We start from the raw sequence: 16,456 nt of genomic DNA on the forward strand, positions 1-16,456 counted from the left end.
TCAGCCCCGGATGATTTATCCCTCGACCGCAGGGGGCTTGCCGTGACAAAACCGTGCCAACGCGAGGGTATCCAGCCAGAAAGAGCGAAGGAGCGCGGCGTTGAGGAAGATGCAGGGTGGCTGATCAAAGGCGAAACGTGCTCCTCGTCAGTTTCGACGACTGCATCTCCTATTGGCCCTACAAGACCGCTTTCAACGAGCCGCTCCAGACGCCAAATCTCGACCGGATCTGCGCGCAATCCTCCGTCTTCCACGCCGCCTATTGTCAAGCCCCGATCTGCGGCCCCTCCCGGGCCAGCTTCATGTCCGGGCGCACGCCCCATCAGCTGGGCATCCACGACAACGACGTCACGCTCTTCGACCGGCTCGCGCCTGCCGACATCTGGCCAAGCTCGTTCAAGGCCGCGGGCTATTTCTGTTCTTCCGGGGGAAAGGTCTATCACACAGGTAACGGCATGTTGCCCGGGCCGCTGCACCGGCAGCTTTACTCGGACCGTCGAAAACGCTTCAGCGGCGACATGCGCATCCCCAAGGAGCTCGAGCTGAAGAGCTACGGCGGAAATCGCAAGGGGTGGGCCACGACCGATCCAAAGGACGACGTGACCTTCTACGACCACGAAGCGGCGACCTCGGCGATCGAGTTTCTCGAAGGCTATGATGCGGACGCGCCATTTTATCGCGAGATCGGCTTCTTCAGCCCGCACGGGCCGCACGTGACCCCGGCACGCTTCAAGGAGATGTACGACGAAGACAATTTCCGACCGCCGCCGGACTGGGACGATGGCTTTGACGAGAACGCGTTCAGCAACGAGCACATGGAGCAGAACGAGTTTCTGAGGAAGGGCGACTGGTCCTGGTGGCGCAAGAGTGTCCGGAATTACTTCTCGGCGCTCAGCCACGGAGACTACCAGCTCGGACGGGTCTGGGATGCGTTGCGCGCGTCACGGCACGCCGACAATACGGTGGTCATCATTCTTTCCGACCATGGCTTCCATCTCGGCAATCGCAATCTCTACCGGAAGACGACGCTCTGGGAGCAGGTGGCGCGGGTCCCGCTGATCGTGTTCGATCCCGCGCGCGGCGCAGCGCAGGACATCTCCGATCCGGTGGCCCTTCTCGATGTCGGCCCCACGGTGCTCGACCTCGCGGGGCTTCCTCCCGTCGAAGCGCCCACATCGGGGCGGTCACTCGTCCCCCTGCTCGATGGCGCTCGGGACCCGGCGCGCGTCGTCCCCACCTTCCACCGCGCAAGCGCCTCCATCCGGCAGGGCGCGCACCGCCTCATCCTCTACGGAGACGGCACGACCCAGCTCTTCGATCTGGAAGAGGACTTCTGGCAGCTCCGCGACCTCGGCGCGGCGCACCCGGCGCACGCGCCCATGATGGCGGCCCTGAAAGCCTCCTGCGAGGCGCATGCCTTCCCATGGCCGGAGGCCGCATGAGACGGCACGGGCGCAAAGGACACTGACGCGTGGACCCCTTCAAAGAGACGCTCGGCGTGATGACCATGGTCTACCAGGACTACTTCTTCCTGGAGCGCTGGTATCGGTACTACGGCGCGCAGGTCGGCCCGCAGAACCTCTTCATCTACAGCCACGGCGGCGACCCGAAACACAAGGAGATCGCGCCAGAGGCCAACGTGATCAACGTCCCCCGCGACCCCGGCATGGTGAAGCTGGAGCGGCGGCGCTGGCGGATGCAGGGCTACGCCGCCTCCGGGCTTCTGGACTTCTACAATTGGATGATCGTGGGAGACGTGGACGAGATCGTCATCGTCGATCCGTCCCGGGCCGAGGGGCTCCGCGCCTATCTCGCTGAGACCTTTCCCGACAAAAGCACCGCGCCCCTCAACATCTCGCCCCTGGGGATCGAGATCATCCACCTCCCGGAAAAGGAGCCGCTCCCACTAGAGGACCAATCGACGATCCTCTCCCGGCGACAGCATTTCAAGGTGAGCCGGTCTTATTCGAAGCCCTGCCTCATCGGGCAGCCTGCGATCTTTGCACCGGGCGGGCACCGCAACAATGGCGGGCCAAGGCACCTGAGCGACGACCTCTTCCTGCTTCACCTGAGATTTGTCGATTTCAGCATGCTGGAAGCGCGGATCGAAAAGCGCCGGGCCATGCTCGACCGCGCGCAGGCCGAGAATGCGCAGTACGAGAAGGCCCATGTGTGGGACAGCACCATGCGGGAATATCAAGGCTTCGCGGGGCTGGACGTCCGCGGCGAGGATGTGACGCTCGCCGCAGAGCGTGCGGCCCTCGGGAAGCAGTTCGAACGCTACGCCAACCAATACGTGCCGGGCCGAGCAACCTTCGACGCGCTCTACAAGCTTCCTGACCGCTTCAAAAATGTGTTCTAGGCTGCGGCCTTTCGCGTGCAGCCCCAGACGGTCCGCGAGGATCGCTCGGCATCAGGCTCAAAGCCAGCCGCGCGGAGCAAGCGCTTGCAGCGCTTCATCCCGTCAATCCCGTAGCGGTCCGGGTGAAACTCCATGACGACGGTCTCGATCCCCTCGAGCGTTGCGCCTTCGAGAAACTCGAGCTCACCGCCCTCGATATCCATCATCAGGAAGGTCGGCTGGAAGCTCTCCTTGATATGCGCCCAGCCCATCGTCGGGACGTCGACAGCCGGGCGCGGCTTGTCGGGCCGGTCAAAGAGCGACGAGCCGAGGTAGCAATTGTAGATGTGAAAGCGGACATGCTCGGGCTGATCATCCCCGGTGAGCACGACGTTGTTACTCACCCGCGCGCGGTCGCCGAGGCCATTGAGATCATAGAGCCTTTCGACATGCGGCACGAGGTTCGGGTTCGCCTCGAAGGACCAAAGCTCCACCCCCGATGTCTTGAAGGCGAGGTAACCGCCCACAAAGCCGAGGCCGGCGCCCATCTCGAGGATGCGGTCTTCGGGTTTGAGCAGGGCCATCCCGATCTCGAGCTCCTTGCGCTCGTACTTCCCATCTTGGAAGCGCGACGCACCGGTGCGTTGGGCAAATGGGGAATCCGGGACCTTGAAGCCCTCGAGCTCCGCGATGATTTCGTGCTGGTCTGGCATCATGCCGTCTCGTCCTCGTCTCTGACCTCGGTCTGATCATCTGCCGGACCCACGGCAGCCTCTGCAGCCTCGGGACGAAGCCGCTCCGCCATGTCGTGCACAGCCGCCTTGGCAGCCTGCAACACCGCCTCCCGCTCGGCCGGATCCTTGATCGGCCTGCTCTCGGCTTCGTAGTCGACGTCGTCGTTGAAGAGCGCCTCGAGGTCGTGGCCACAAAAGGCGCCGAGCGCCCTGTTCTCTTCGCGGTAGCCTTCCTGCAGCGCGCGCCGCTCTTGCGCGGTCAGGATGTCCTTGGATTTGAAGAGATCGGGCCGCGCGGCTTGTATCGCGGAGATCACCTTGCGCCGGTGCTGCGGCGTGGCGAAATCCTGTTCGGAGAGCGCAATCGCGAGTTCGCGGCACGGCGTGACGTTCACCGGGTCACTCAGCCCTTCCGCGCGCGGCAGCCCGCTGAGGCCAAGGAACTCCCAGAAATCTGTGATCACATCACCATCGAGGAGCGTGCCGCGATCATAGGGTCGGCAGGTGATGCGGACACCCGGGATCCGGCGCTGCACCTCGCGGATGTAGGTCATGTAGTTGCCGCCCCGCCGCCGCGTGGCGATGAACGCCTCGAGGCTGCCCCGGTAATGCCCGCTCTTGAGCTTCTGCTTGGCCATGGCCTCGAGGAGGAGGTCCTGGCGACGAACGTAAACGATGATCTCCGCGGACCCCGCCCAGTCGCCCAGCGCGGTGAAGAGCATCTGCGTCGGACGTATGCCGTAGCCGATCTCGGTGGAAATCAGGATGCTGGGCTCTTGGGCTCCACCGATCTCACGGCGCAATCTGCGCGTCACGCGATCCGCGGTGCTTCCCCCCTTTGAGAGCTGCATGACGAGACGGTTGTGGTTGATCGCAGCCCGGCAGGTCTTCACATAGCGCAGCCCCGCGCCCGCCAGTGCGTCTTCCTCGGCGACAAGCACATTCTGAAGCGATGTGGTGCCCGTCTTCGGGGTGCCGAGGTGAAGGATCAGTCGCTTCTCCGACATCTCGCCCTACCCTGCCCGCTCGTTGAGCGCGGGGAGCGCGCCGTCCCGCTGTTGGATGGCGGCCTCGCGGTAGGCCGCGAGTTCTTTCTCTGTCGGGAGGTCGGGCGCGAAGCTAGCTGGAATGTATCCCTGCGCCGAAAGGGCGGCGAAGGTCGCGGCAAAGTCGAGCTCGCCCACGGCACGGAAATCGACGCGGCCCTTGGGATTGAACGACCAGTCCTTTTCCAGCGTGTCGATGACATCCACGTCCACACCGCAGAAGGCCCGGAATTGCGTCTTGTAGTCGCCGACATTGGCCGATGAACGACGCTTTATCAGCGCGACCCGGCCCCCCTCGGCCATGATGAATGGCACGAGATGGAAGGCAGATCCGTCGAGGCCCACGATGCGCCGCGCGGCCCTGTACTTGGCGAGCTGGACGTCGATGGGATGCTCTTGGGGATGGAAGATCTCATAGCCGAGCCGCGCGAGATTGTGCTCGAGGACCTCCTCTCCAATGACCTGCCCCATCTGGCCCCAAAGCCGGGATCTCGAGATGTAGAGATCATCCCCGCCATCGGACTCCACGGACGCTGCGAGCCTCCCGCGGACGAAGGCGCGAAAGGCGGGCGAGCCATCGAACCTGCCGCCCCAGCCAAAGCCCAGCTCCGGCACGTAAAGATGCTCGATCCGCGCGACCTGATCATGGGCAACCACCGGAACGGTCACGCCGAGGACGCGGTAGAGATCGCTGTATTTCTCGAGCTTCTGGCGCTCTGCGGATCCGTGCGCCACGTAGATCAGGCTCTTGGGTTGCAGGGGCACGTGGTCGAGCGCCCAAAGCCGGCTGAGCGCCTCCACCAGGAAATGCCCGAAATGGCCCCGGTAGTAGCCCCCGAAGAGATGGGTGCCCTCAAGCTCGATGATCTCCGCGGTCTTTGCCACCACGGGCGCCTTGGACTTGAGGCGCGCATCCATCCAGCATTGCGACGCCCGGCACCAGCTCTGGTCCGCATGGAGGACGCCGAAGGCGGTGGGCGCGCTCTTCTGCAGCGCGGGCACGACGAACGCGCCCGACAGAGAGGCGATCTGTCCGGCATAGGGCGCGACTGGCGCAGGACGCCCGACGGTGATGACATGGTCTTCGCGCGCGGCGATGATTGCGGTCTGACGCTTCACCACGCGGTCCAGATAGCGGTTCATGCGCCCGTCGCGCGCCCGCTGCGTCTTTGCCGCGTTGATCGCGAGCGCATTGTGCCCGCGTGCCTCCGCCTCTCGAAAAAGCTCGCGAAGCCAGCGCGTCTGGTGGCGGCGTTCCCGCACAGCCGCATAGAACCCCGCGCGATCGAAGCGCTGCTCCGCGACCTGGGCGAAGAGCTCTGACAGGACGCCCACGTGTTTCAGCACCCGGATCGCCTGGTGGCCGAAGTGACCGACATGGAGGAACGAGACATGGGGCGCCGCGAGGCGAGCCGCATGGGCCTTGTCTTCCGGCACAAATGGGTCGAACGCGATGGTGACGTCGGCGATATCCGGAATGCCCTCCGCAGCGTCCCGGTAATCGCCGGCCCAGTCGAATTTCTTCTGCGGGCGGGCATAGCGGCCCTCGAAAGGCACGAGATCGGGGGCCAGAGAGCTTTGCGGGCTGAAGGCGAGGACCCCTGATCCCGGCACCAGCCTGGCATAGGTCAGCGCGGCATAGCCTCCCATGGAGGCCCCGATGAAGAGCACCCGCGAGAAGCCCTCGAAAAGACCCGCCTCGCGCAGCTCCTCGATCAGGCGGGGCGTGTCAGGGTTACGATACCAATCCCTGCGCTTGGTGATCAGACCGAGGATGGAATAGCCCTGCTTGGCGACGTTTCCGTAAAACCACGGCTGCGGGATCTCATGCTCGCCCAGCGTCGCCAGGTTGAAAAAGGTCACGATGAGAATGTCCGAGCGCCGCTCGAACCAAGCATCGACGCGCCCGGCCGGCAGGAAGAAGGCATCCTTGCCGGGAATGTCGCGAACGGACCCAATTTCTGGAGGACGGGTGACCATCGGCCTCTCTGGCGCACTTAGAGTGGTACTGCTGTGTCGGGCGCACTCTGCGCCGCGTTGATTTTTATTTCGTCAAACGCTGAGCGATTTGCCGCGCTGAGGCAAGGGCTCGCGCCGCCGGGTGGCGAAATAGTAGCGAAGTGATCGATTGCTGCATCGAAGCGGGTCTGGAGCTCAGGCGCGGACGCGCCGCATCTCCGGGTCGAAAGGCCCTGCCGGGATGACCTTCGCGGGCACAAGATCACCGAGGAGATCGAGCGCGAGCTCCGCCCCTTGGCGCGCCAGCTCTGGCTCGACAAAGGCATAGGCGAGGTTGAGCCCGGTCCGGTGCCCCCACGCCCCGGAGGTGACCGTCCCCGCGACGGTGCCACCATCCATGATGGACGCACCCGCGTGGGCCGCACGATCCTGCGCGTCCAGCGCGAGCGTGACGAGGCGTTTGCGGGGTCCGAGATTGTGCCGCTTGTCGAGCGCCGCACGCCCGACGAAGGCGGGCTTTTGCATCTGCACGAAACGGACGAGGCCGGTTTCGAACGGGTCGAACTCCGTAAGGATGTCCGCCTTCCAATGCAGGTACCCTTTTTCCATGCGCATGGACTCGATGGCGCGAGACCCAAAGAGCGACAGGCCGTGCGCCTGACCAGCGGCACGCAGGGTCAGATAGGCGGCATGGAGCTGCGCGCTCGGCACGTGGATCTCGTAGGCCAACTCGCCAGAATAGCTCACGGACAGAACGGTCGCCGGCGCGGTCCCGACGAAACACTCGCGCGCCGAAAGCCAGGGAAAGGCCGCCGCGGACCAATCTCCGCGTGCCGCGGCAGAGAGCACGTCGCGCGCCTTCGGCCCTGCCAGGAGCAGGATCGTGTGGGATTCAACGAGCGAACGAAGCGTGACGTCCTCACCGGCCGCGATATGGGCCCGGAGCCAGTCCATGTCGTGGAATTCCGAGGCTGCCGCCGCCCCGTACCATGTTCGCGCCGGGCCACGGTCGCTCGCAGGCAGGTTGGCGATCGTCGCCTCTGCCTTCAGCATGCCGTGGTCATTGAGGAGGTATCCCAGGCCCACCTGCCCGTCCCGCCGCGGGAGGCGTCCACAGATCATCCGGTCCAGGAAGGTGAGCCGGTCCGCGCCGGTGATCTCGATCCGGTTGAACCCGCAGACCTCCGCGAGGCCAACACCCTGGTGCAGCGATGCGACCTCCCGGGCCACGATGTCCTCGACATCGGTGAAGCGGAAGCTTTTCGGCTCAACGTAATCGGGCGCGGGCTTGATGTAGTCCACCCGCTCCCAGCCGTTGACGACCGTGAATTCTGCGCCCTCGGCCGCGAGGATCGGTGTCAGCGGTGTCGTCCGGGCCGGGCGTCCGGCCGGGCGATGCTCGTGAGGGAAATGAAAGCGGAACTCGTTCTGGTAATCCTCGACGGCCTTCAGCGACGTCAGTTCCACATTTGCATGGGCTCCGAAGCGGCGCGGGTCGAGGCCCCACGTGTCATAGCAGGCCTCGCCGTGCACGATCTGCTGCGCGAGAAGCCAGCCATGCCCACCGCCTTCCCCGAGCCCGGCCCGAAGACCGATGATGCAGAAGGCGTTGCGCTTACCGGGGATGGGACCGACGAGGGGGGCACCGTCGATCGTGTAGGTGATCGGCCCGTTGACGATCGTGTGGATGCCCACATCCATCAACGCCGGCATGCGCGCAAAGGCCCCTTCGAGGACGTCCGTCACCCTGTCGAGATCATCGGGGCAGAGCGCGTTGGTGAAATGCGGATCGATGCCGTCCATGCCCCACGGTTTACAATCCTGCTCGTAGAAGCCGACGAGCAGCCCGGTCTTCTCCTGCCGGCAGTAATAGTCGCTGATCGGGCAGCGCAGGAGGGGCATTCTATGCCCTGCTTCGCGGATCGCGGGGATTTCCTCCGTCACGAAATACTGGTGCTCCATGGAAGCCACGGGATGGTGGACCCCCATCATCGCGCCCACCTCGTTCACCCTATAGCCGCAGGCATTGACCACGATCTCGGCATGGACGGTGCCCTTCGGCGTCTCGACGAACCAGGACTGATCCTCTTGCTGCGTGAGCCCCGTGACCGGCGTATGCCGATGGACCTCGGCGCCGTCCTTCCGCGCCCGCCGCGCCAGCGCCTGGCAAAGCTGGGCAGGGTCGATGTCGCCATCACTTGGATCCCAGAGGCCGCCGAGGAGATTTTCCGTGGAGATGAGCGGGTGACGACGGGCGCATTCCTCCGCGTCGATCACCTCGAAGTCGACCCCCATGCCCCGGGCCATGGAGGCGAAATGCCGATACCCGTCCATCTGCTCTGGCGTGTTGGCGAGCCGGATGCCGCCATCGCCGTGGTGATAATTTATGGGGTAGTCCGGATCTGCCGCCAGCTCGCAGTAGAGCGCGATGGAATGGCTTTTCAGGCCCACCATCGTTTGCGTCATTCCGAAATTCGTGACCTGCGCCGCGGAATGCCACGTGGTGCCGGACGTCAGCTCGTCACGCTCGAGGAGCATGACATCGCTCCAGCCTTCTTGCGTGAGATGGTAGAGCGTAGAACAGCCCGCGATGCCGCCGCCGATGACCACGACCCTGGCGCTTGATTTCATGGAGTGTCTCCCGATCCCTCGGCCCATGTGAGCGGATGGACGCGTCCCCGATCAAGCACTTTCTTGCGCGTCCCGGCGTGGCATGGCGGACGGTGCATCGCGGTTGCCAGACGCCCGCGCATGGGATTTGCTGAAACCATGGGCAGCGAGGGCAGGATAGCAGGCACCAACAGGCGCTCTGGAGGCCGGCGGGATCGCATGAAAAAGCGCGCCGCGGGCCCGGCCAATCCCGCGCCGCCGGGCCAGATCGGAGGGCAATACCGCCCTCTGTCCGAGGCCGCCATGCGCGCCATCTACGCTACCGCGCTCCGCCTCCTCGCGGAGGTCGGCATGGGCGAGGTGCCGCCGCGGCTGCAAGCTGACTTCCTGAAGGCCGGAGCGCGCCTCGATCGCCACGACAGGGTGCTTTTGCCCGAAGCCCTCGTGAAGGAGGCCATCGCCGCCTCCCCGAAGCGCTTCATGCTCCACGGGCGGGATCCGGCGCGCTCGATCGAGGTCGGGGGCGACCGGGTGTTCTTTGGGACGGGCGGCGCCGCCGTCCAGACGCTCGATCTCGACACCGGCCTCTACCGGCCCTCCACCCTCGCCGATCTGCATGATTTCACGCGCCTGCAAGACGTGCTGGAGAACGTCGCCTGGTTCACCCGCTGCTGCGTGGCAACCGATGTCCCCGACAACTTCGATCTCGACGTGAACACCGTCTACGCCCTCGTGCGCAACACGACGAAGCCGGTGGCCACCTCTTTCACGCTCGCCGAGCATATCCCGCCCATCGTGGAAATGCTCGACATCGTGGCGGGCGGGCGCGGGGCCTTTTCCGAGCGGCCTTTCCTGAAGGCACATATCAGCCCGGTCATTTCGCCCCTGCGGTTTGGGGAAGACGCGGTGGAGGTGGTCTATGGCTGCATCGATCACGGCATACCGATGTCCTGCATCACCGCCGCGCAATCGGGCGCCACGGCGCCCGCGACCATGGCTGGTTTTCTGGCGCAATCGCTCGCGGAGACGCTCGCCAGCCTCGCGATGGTCCACGTCATTCGGCCCGGATTTCCCATGGTCTTCGCCAATTGGCCCTTCGTGATCGACCTGCGCACCGGTGCCTTCGCGGGCGGCGGCGGGGAAACGGCGGTCCTGAATGGGGCCTCGGCGCAAATCTCGAACTGGCTCGGGCTCGCATCCGGGGTCGCGGCCTCCATGACGGATGCAAAAGCCATTGATGCCCAATACGGTGCCGAGAAGGGCATCACGGCCCTCGCCGCCGCGCTCGCCGGGGGTAACCTGATCTATGAGAGCTCGGGCATGACGGCCTCGCTTCTGGGCGCGAGCTTCGAGGGCTTCGTGCTCGACAACGAGATGCACAGCTCGATCTTCCGCGCGCTCCGAGGAATCGAGGTGAACGAGGAGACGCTCGGCTTCGACGCCATTCGCGAGACGGTGCTCGGCGAGGGGCACTTCCTGGGCCACGCGCAGACCCACGCCGCCATGGAGCGGGATTTCGTCTATCCGAAGCTTGCCGACCGGGATGCGCCCTCGGTCTGGGGTGAGGGCGGGGCGCAGCAGGCCTGGGACCGGGCACGGGAGAAGGCGGCCTCGATCCTCGCCAGCCATCATCCCGACTACCTCACACCGGGCCAGGACGCGGAGATCAGGGCGCGTTTCACCATTCTCTGACGCCTCGCCGCCTCAGATGTGGAGGGCGCGTCCCTTCGCGCGGAGGCAAGCTTCCTGAATGGCCTCCGACTGCGTGGGATGGGCGTGGATCGTGGCGGCGATGTCATCGAGCCGCGCGCCCATCTCGATGGCGAGCGAAAACGCCGCCGACAATTCCGAGAGGTGCGCGCCCACGCCCTGTAGACCGACGATCGCCTCGTCGCTCTCGCGCCAGACGACGCGGATGAACCCTTCTTCGGCATCGCACGTCATCGCCCGGCCATTGGCCGCGAGAGGAAACACGCTTTCGGAGGTGCCTTCGATCTCGCCCGGCAGTGCCCCGCATGCGACGATCTCCGGATCGGTGAAACACACGGCCGGGATGGCGCGCTTGTCCCATGCCACGGCGTGTCCCGCGACGTGTTCTGCCACCATCTCTCCCTGCGCCATCGCGCGATGGGCGAGCATCGGGTCTCCCGTCACGTCGCCGACGGCATAGATGCCGCGCATGGACGTCGTGCAGTGCTGGTCGATCCGGATGAAAGGCCCGTCCATGGTCAGCGAGAGTTCCTCGAGGCTGATGCCCTTCGTGCGGGGGCGGCGGCCGACCGTCACGAGGACCTTCTCGGCGCTGATGTCTCCCCCATCTGTCGAAAGCGTGCCGTCCGCATGGCCTTGCGCGCGGGTCTCGGTGATAACGGTGACTCCCAACGCCTCCAACCTCTCCGATACCGGGCGGGTCAGGGCCTCGTCATAGCTCGGCAAAACGCGGGCTCCTGCCTCCACCACGGTGACCTGCGCGCCGAGCTTGGCAAAGGCCGTACCGAGCTCGAGGCCGATATAGCCCCCTCCGACGACAGCAAGGCTTGCCGGCACCTCCGTGAGCGAGAGCGCTTCCGTCGACGAGATCACATCCCCCCCGAATGGCAGGGAGGGGAGCGCCACGGGGGCCGAGCCCGTCGCGATGACAATGCGCTCCGCGCGGATCTCGCTTTGCGTTCTGTCTTCGTTGCTCACGCGCACTGTCTTGCCATCAACGAAGCGCGCGCGCCCGGTCAAAGACCGGACACCGGCCTTCCGCAGGAGGCCCGACACCCCGGCATTGAGGCGCGCGACGATGCCATCCTTCCACGCGACCGTCTGGCCGAGATCGATCTCCGGCGCGGCCGACTTGATCCCGAGAGGGCTCTGCCCGATGGCGGCGATGCGGTGAAATTCGTCGGCAGCGTGGATCAGCGCCTTCGAAGGAATGCAGCCCACATTGAGGCAGGTGCCACCCGGCTTGCCCTCATCGACGATGATCGTGTCGATCCCAAGCTGACCCGCGCGGATGGCGCAGACATAGCCACCGGGCCCGGCACCGACGATGAGCAACTTGCATGTCAGATCAGCCATTCAACCCTCCACGAAGAGCATGGCCGGGGTCTCCAGCAGCGATTTGAGCTTCTGGACGAAGACCGCCGCATCCCAGCCATCGATCACGCGATGATCGAAGCTGCAGGAGAGGTTCATCATCCTCCGCGGGCGGAACTGCTGGCCGTCCCAGACAGGGCGGATCTGCATCTTGTTGACGCCGACGATGGCCACCTCCGGGTGGTTGATGATGGGCGTGGTGGCGATCGCGCCCAGTGGTCCGAGCGAGGTGATGGTGATCGTGCTGTCCTGCAGCTCCTCCCGGCCGATGGTGCCCTCGCGGGCCGCAGTCGAGAGCCGCTTCAGCTCGGCGGCATTGTCCCAGAGGCTGCCCCCCTCCGCGTGCCGGATCACCGGAACGCTGAGCCCCCATGGCGTCTGCGTGGCGATGCCGACATGGACGCCACCGTGGCGATGGATCACCCCCGCCTCATCGTCGTAGCGCGCATTCAGATCAGGCTGTTCGCGGACGGCCTCCACGATGGCACGCATGAGGAAAGGCAGGAGCGTGAGCTTGGCGCGGGTCTCCCCGTGCTTTTCGTTGAGTGCCGCGCGGAGGCTTTCCAGCGCCTCCATCTCGACCTCTTCGACGATGGTGATGTGGGGGATCTGCCGCTTTGCGATCTGCATCTTCTCGGCGATGCGGCGGCGCATGCCGATCACCCGGATCTCTTCGACGCCCGTGTTGCGCCCACGCTGGACGCGACCCTGCTTTATTCCGCCAGCGGCGAGCCATTCGTCGAGATCGGCATGGCTGATGCGCCCGGCGGGCCCCGAGCCGGGCACCTGGCGCAGGTCGATGCCCTCTTGCCGGGCACGCGCCCGCACCGAGGGCGGCGCCAGCGGCTTTGTGCCCGCGGCGCGGGGGGCTCTGGGCGGCGGTGCCTCCGAGGTCGCCGCTGTCGGGCGCGGCGCAGCCTCGCTTTCCGGCATGGGCTCCGTCTCGGGCTCAGGTGTTTCGGGTGCTGCTTCGGGGCGGCCTGGCGCCGTGCCCGGGGCTTCGTTCCCGGCGCCATCGACCTCGATACGCAGAAGCGTCGCGCCGACGGCGAGGAGCTCTCCGATCTCGCCGCCAAGCTCCGTCACCGTGCCGTTCACGGAACACGGCACCTCGACGGCGGCCTTGTCGGTCATGACCGTGGCGAGGATGTCGTCCTCCTTCACCACGTCCCCGGGCGCCACGTGCCACTCCGTCAATTCGGCCTCGGCGATGCCCTCTCCGATGTCGGGCAGGCGGATGACATGCATGCCCATCGCTCAGTCCTCCATCACTTGCCGGAGGGCCGCGCCGACCCTGTCGGGACCAGGGAAATACTCCCATTCCTGCGCGTGCGGATAGGGCGTATCCCACCCCGTCACGCGGATAATCGGAGCCTCGAGGCTGTAGAAGCACTCCTCCTGCACGAGGCTCGATAGCTCTGCCCCGTAGCCACAGGTGCGCGTGGCCTCGTGGACGATGACGCAACGCCCGGTCTTGCGCACCGATGCGGTGATCGTCCCGAGATCGAGGGGCAAAAGCGAACGCAGGTCGATCACCTCGGCGTCGATCCCGGTTTCCTCGGCGGCGGCTTCGGCCACGTAGACCATCGTCCCGTAAGCCAGGACGGTGACGTCCGCGCCCGCCCGCGTGATATTGGCCTTGCCGAGCGGGACGATCCCGTGCCCCTCGGGCACCTCGCCGCGCGCATGCTTCTTCCAGGTCGTCAGGGGCCGGGCATGGTGGCCGTCGAAGGGGCCGTTATAAAGCCGCTTCGGCTCCAGAAAGATCACCGGATCCGGATCGTCGATCGCCGCCAGCAAAAGCCCCTTGGCATCGGCGGGGTTCGAGGGCAGCGCCACCTTCAACCCAGACACATGCGTGAAGATCGCCTCGGGACTCTGGCTGTGGGTCTGGCCCCCGAAGATGCCTCCGCCCGTGGGCATCCGGATCACGATGGGGCAGGTGAAATCACCGTTGGAGCGATGACGCAGACGCGCGGCCTCCGAGACGATCTGGTCAAAGGCCGGGTACACGTAGTCGGCAAACTGGATCTCGATCACGGGCTTGAGCCCGTAGGCCGCCATGCCGATCGCCGTGCCGACGATCCCGCTCTCGTTGATGGGCGCATCAAAGCAGCGGGATTTTCCGTATTTCTGCTGGAGACCCGCGGTGCAGCGGAAGACCCCGCCGAAAAACCCCACATCCTCACCGTAGACCACCACGGACGGGTCCGCGGCCATGGCGACGTCGTGGGCCTCTCGGATCGCTTCGATCATCGTCATCAGAGGCATGGTCAGTACCCCGCCTGCTGGCGCTGGCGCACGAGATGGGGCGGCATCGTCTCGTAGACCCCTTCGAACATGTCCCGCGGCGAGGGCGCCTTGCCGTCGCGTAGGGTCCCCACGTCCTCCGCCTCCTTCTGCACGGCGATCACCCCGTCCATGATCTCTGCCTCGGCCTGTGTGTGGCGCTCCTCCGACCATGCGCCGAGCGTGATGAGGTGCGTCTTGAGGCGCTCGATCGGGTCTCCGAGGGGCCAAGCCGCGGCCTCTTCGCCAGACCGGTAGGCGGATGGATCGTCAGACGAGGAATGTCCGCCCGCGCGGTAGGTAACATGCTCGATCAGAGTCGGACCATGGCCGAGGCGCGCGCGTTCGGCTGCCCATTTGGCCACGGCGTGCACAGCGAGGTAATCGTTGCCATCCACGCGGATCGACGCGATCCCGAAGCCGTGGCCCCGCGCGGCGAAGGTCCCCACCCCGCCTCGGGCAATTCCCTGAAAGGTGGAGATGGCCCACTGGTTGTTGACGATGTTGAGCACGACCGGCGCGCGATAGGTGGACGCAAACACCATGGCGGCGTGGAAATCGCTCTCTGCTGTAGAGCCATCGCCGATCCAACCAGCGGCGATCTTGGTATCGCCCGAAATGGCGGATGCCATGGCCCAGCCCACCGATTGCACGAACTGCGTGCCGAGGTTGCCGGAGATCGAGAAAAAGCCATGCGCTTTCGATGTGTAGAGGATCGGCAGTTGCCGCCCGTGCAGCGGATCGTCGGCGTTGGAGTAGATCTGGTTCATCATCGTCAGCATCGGGTAGTCGGCCGCGATGAGAAGCCCCGCCTGCCGGTAGGTGGGGAAATTCATGTCGCCCGGTTCGAGCGCTCGGGCGAAGGCGCAGCTCACCGCCTCCTCCCCCAGATGCTGCATGTAAAAGCTCGTCTTGCCCTGCCGCTGGGCCGTGAGCATGCGGGCATCAAACGCGCGCAGCGTCATCATGTGGCGCAGACCGTCGCGCAGGGCCTCCGGTGTGAGCGCCCCCGCCCATTCGCCAGTGGCCTTGCCCTCCTTGTTCAGAACCCGGACGATGGAAAACGCCATGTCGCGGATGTCATCGGCGGCGACGTCCACCGGCGGCTGGGGCACCGCCCCCGCCTTGGGGATTTCGAAGTCCGAGAAGTCAGGCGTGTCACCCGGCCTGCAGCCCGGCTCCGGAATGTTGAGCGAGAGGGGCTGCAGGGGCGTGTTCATGCTGTGACCTCGCATCCGTTGATCCGTGTTTCCGCGAGAATGCGCGCGACAAGCGCATCCGCCACGGCGGTCGTCGTGCGCCCTGTGGTCCGTGACAATTTGAGGATTTCCTTTGCGCGCGCGGAGATGTCCTTGAGCCGCGCCCGGCGGTAGCTGTCCCCCGCTTTGTGAATTTCACTCGCTACGCTGATGATGCCGCCGGCATTCACGACGTAGTCGGGCAGGTAGCTGATCCCGCGCGCATGGAGCGCCTCGGCGACGCCGTCCTCGGCCAGTTGGTTGTTCGCCGCGCCGCAGACGAGCCGCGCGGACAGCCGCTCCACGCTGTCTCGCGTCAGGACGCCCCCCAGCGCGCAGGGCGCGAAAATTTCGATCTCGGCATCGAAGAGGGCATCCGGATCGCAGATCTCCGCGTCGAAACGCCCCTGCGCCTCGCGCAGTGCCCCGTCTTTGATGTCGGAGACGATGAGATGTGCCCCGGCGGCGTGAAGCTTCTGGGCCAGCGCCATGCCGACATGGCCGAGGCCCTGCACAAGCACGCGGCGCCCTGTGAGGTCAGCGGTGCCGAAAACCTCCCGCGCACCCACCTTCTGGCACTGGAAGACCCCCTCGGCGGTAAACGGCGAGGGATCACCGCTGCCATGACCTCCGATCTCCAGCCCCACGGCGTAGGACGTCTCCTGCGCCACGATGGCCATGTCCGCGGGCGACATGCCCACGTCCTCGGCGGTATAGTAATGCCCCCGGAGGCTTTGGACCGCCCGGCCGAAGGCGCGCAGCAATGCGGGAGACTTGTCCCTCCCTGCGTCGCCGATGATGACCGATTTACCGCCCCCGAGGCCGAGGCCAGCCAACGCGTTTTTCGCCGTCATACCCTTGGCCAGGCGGCACACATCCCGCCTCGCCTCCGCGCGGGAGCCATAGGCCCACATGCGGCATCCCCCTGCGGCGGGTCCGCAAACAGTGGAATGCAGACAGATGTAGGCGGCCAGCCCGCTCTCGTCGTCTTGGGCAAAGATCAGGCGCTCGTAGCCAGCGGGCGGGGTCTCTTCAGTGAGGGCGAGAGTCACACTCTGCTCCTTTCGGCACGTGCGCGAGTCCCGACCGAGGATACTGCCAAGCGAGGAGCTAGATAAGTTCGATGTCGTCTGGTATTCGGTCACGTAGTAGCGG

At 65.6% G+C, this 16,456-nt stretch carries 12 protein-coding genes; 3 read left to right on the plus strand and 9 right to left on the minus strand.

Going from position 1 to position 16,456, the window contains the following annotated elements; all coding sequences use genetic code 11:
- The first annotated feature begins 116 nt into the window (after positions 1 to 116).
- Positions 117 to 1,442 (plus strand): sulfatase-like hydrolase/transferase, encoded by a 1,326-nt coding sequence (locus tag AAFM92_10160; protein MEL7300735.1) that lies wholly within the window; start codon positions 117 to 119, stop codon positions 1,440 to 1,442.
- A gap of 29 nt (positions 1,443 to 1,471) precedes the next feature.
- Positions 1,472 to 2,362 (plus strand): glycosyltransferase family 2 protein, encoded by an 891-nt coding sequence (locus AAFM92_10165; GenBank protein MEL7300736.1) that lies wholly within the window; start codon positions 1,472 to 1,474, stop codon positions 2,360 to 2,362.
- Here the strand turns inward: AAFM92_10165 and AAFM92_10170 are convergent.
- From AAFM92_10170 to AAFM92_10185, 4 genes are all read right to left on the minus strand, one after another.
- Positions 2,359 to 3,054: an FkbM family methyltransferase gene (locus tag AAFM92_10170; protein MEL7300737.1), complete on the minus strand. Its 696-nt coding sequence runs from the start codon at positions 3,052 to 3,054 to the stop codon at positions 2,359 to 2,361. The two genes, AAFM92_10165 and AAFM92_10170, sit on opposite strands and share 4 nt — an antisense overlap.
- Positions 3,054 to 4,082 (minus strand): hypothetical protein, encoded by a 1,029-nt coding sequence (locus AAFM92_10175; GenBank protein MEL7300738.1) that lies wholly within the window; start codon positions 4,080 to 4,082, stop codon positions 3,054 to 3,056. Before AAFM92_10175 ends, AAFM92_10170 begins: the two co-directional genes overlap by 1 nt.
- Before the next feature lie 6 nt (positions 4,083 to 4,088).
- On the minus strand, positions 4,089 to 6,101 hold the full coding sequence (locus AAFM92_10180; protein ID MEL7300739.1) for a glycosyltransferase 61 family protein: 2,013 nt from the start codon (positions 6,099 to 6,101) through the stop codon (positions 4,089 to 4,091).
- A 174-nt stretch (positions 6,102 to 6,275) separates the two neighbouring features.
- Entirely contained in the window at positions 6,276 to 8,711 is a 2,436-nt protein-coding gene (locus tag AAFM92_10185) for an FAD-dependent oxidoreductase (protein MEL7300740.1), read from the minus strand.
- Between the two features lie 138 nt (positions 8,712 to 8,849).
- On the opposite strand from AAFM92_10185, the gene AAFM92_10190 reads away from it, so the two are divergent.
- Positions 8,850 to 10,382 (plus strand): trimethylamine methyltransferase family protein, encoded by a 1,533-nt coding sequence (locus AAFM92_10190; GenBank protein MEL7300741.1) that lies wholly within the window; start codon positions 8,850 to 8,852, stop codon positions 10,380 to 10,382.
- A gap of 12 nt (positions 10,383 to 10,394) precedes the next feature.
- Here the strand turns inward: AAFM92_10190 and lpdA are convergent, their stop codons facing one another.
- Genes lpdA through AAFM92_10215 form a run of 5 tightly spaced genes read right to left on the minus strand, consistent with a single transcriptional unit; the run spans position 10,395 to position 16,353 of the window.
- A complete protein-coding gene (gene lpdA / locus AAFM92_10195; protein ID MEL7300742.1) occupies positions 10,395 to 11,756 on the minus strand; it encodes a dihydrolipoyl dehydrogenase in 1,362 nt (453 codons plus the stop codon).
- The gene (locus tag AAFM92_10200) at positions 11,757 to 13,028 is read right to left on the minus strand and encodes a dihydrolipoamide acetyltransferase family protein (GenBank protein MEL7300743.1); all 1,272 of its coding nucleotides are present in this window, start codon (positions 13,026 to 13,028) and stop codon (positions 11,757 to 11,759) included.
- Positions 13,029 to 13,031: 3 nt separating this feature from the next.
- Positions 13,032 to 14,045, minus strand: coding sequence for an alpha-ketoacid dehydrogenase subunit beta (locus AAFM92_10205; protein MEL7300744.1), 1,014 nt, complete (start codon positions 14,043 to 14,045; stop codon positions 13,032 to 13,034).
- A gap of 2 nt (positions 14,046 to 14,047) precedes the next feature.
- Positions 14,048 to 15,283 (minus strand): 3-methyl-2-oxobutanoate dehydrogenase (2-methylpropanoyl-transferring) subunit alpha, encoded by a 1,236-nt coding sequence (locus tag AAFM92_10210; protein MEL7300745.1) that lies wholly within the window; start codon positions 15,281 to 15,283, stop codon positions 14,048 to 14,050.
- Positions 15,280 to 16,353 (minus strand): Glu/Leu/Phe/Val dehydrogenase dimerization domain-containing protein, encoded by a 1,074-nt coding sequence (locus AAFM92_10215; protein MEL7300746.1) that lies wholly within the window; start codon positions 16,351 to 16,353, stop codon positions 15,280 to 15,282. The genes AAFM92_10210 and AAFM92_10215 overlap by 4 nt, the downstream gene beginning before the upstream one ends.
- Positions 16,354 to 16,456 lie beyond the last annotated feature (103 nt).

The organism is Pseudomonadota bacterium (assembly GCA_038533575.1).
Lineage (GTDB): Bacteria > Pseudomonadota > Alphaproteobacteria > Rhodobacterales > Rhodobacteraceae > Shimia_B.

Bases quoted from the DNA above. Each gene is read 5' to 3' on its own strand.
- AAFM92_10190 (MEL7300741.1), top strand. From the start codon at position 8,850: ATGGGCAGCGAGGGCAGGATAGCAGGCACCAACAGGCGCTCTGGAGGC.
- AAFM92_10210 (MEL7300745.1), bottom strand. From the start codon at position 15,283: ATGAACACGCCCCTGCAGCCCCTCTCGCTCAACATTCCGGAGCCGGGC.
- AAFM92_10200 (MEL7300743.1), bottom strand. From the start codon at position 13,028: ATGGGCATGCATGTCATCCGCCTGCCCGACATCGGAGAGGGCATCGCC.
- AAFM92_10205 (MEL7300744.1), bottom strand. From the start codon at position 14,045: ATGCCTCTGATGACGATGATCGAAGCGATCCGAGAGGCCCACGACGTC.
- AAFM92_10185 (MEL7300740.1), bottom strand. From the start codon at position 8,711: ATGAAATCAAGCGCCAGGGTCGTGGTCATCGGCGGCGGCATCGCGGGC.
- AAFM92_10170 (MEL7300737.1), bottom strand. From the start codon at position 3,054: ATGCCAGACCAGCACGAAATCATCGCGGAGCTCGAGGGCTTCAAGGTC.
- AAFM92_10180 (MEL7300739.1), bottom strand. From the start codon at position 6,101: ATGGTCACCCGTCCTCCAGAAATTGGGTCCGTTCGCGACATTCCCGGC.
- AAFM92_10175 (MEL7300738.1), bottom strand. From the start codon at position 4,082: ATGTCGGAGAAGCGACTGATCCTTCACCTCGGCACCCCGAAGACGGGC.
- lpdA (MEL7300742.1), bottom strand. From the start codon at position 11,756: ATGGCTGATCTGACATGCAAGTTGCTCATCGTCGGTGCCGGGCCCGGT.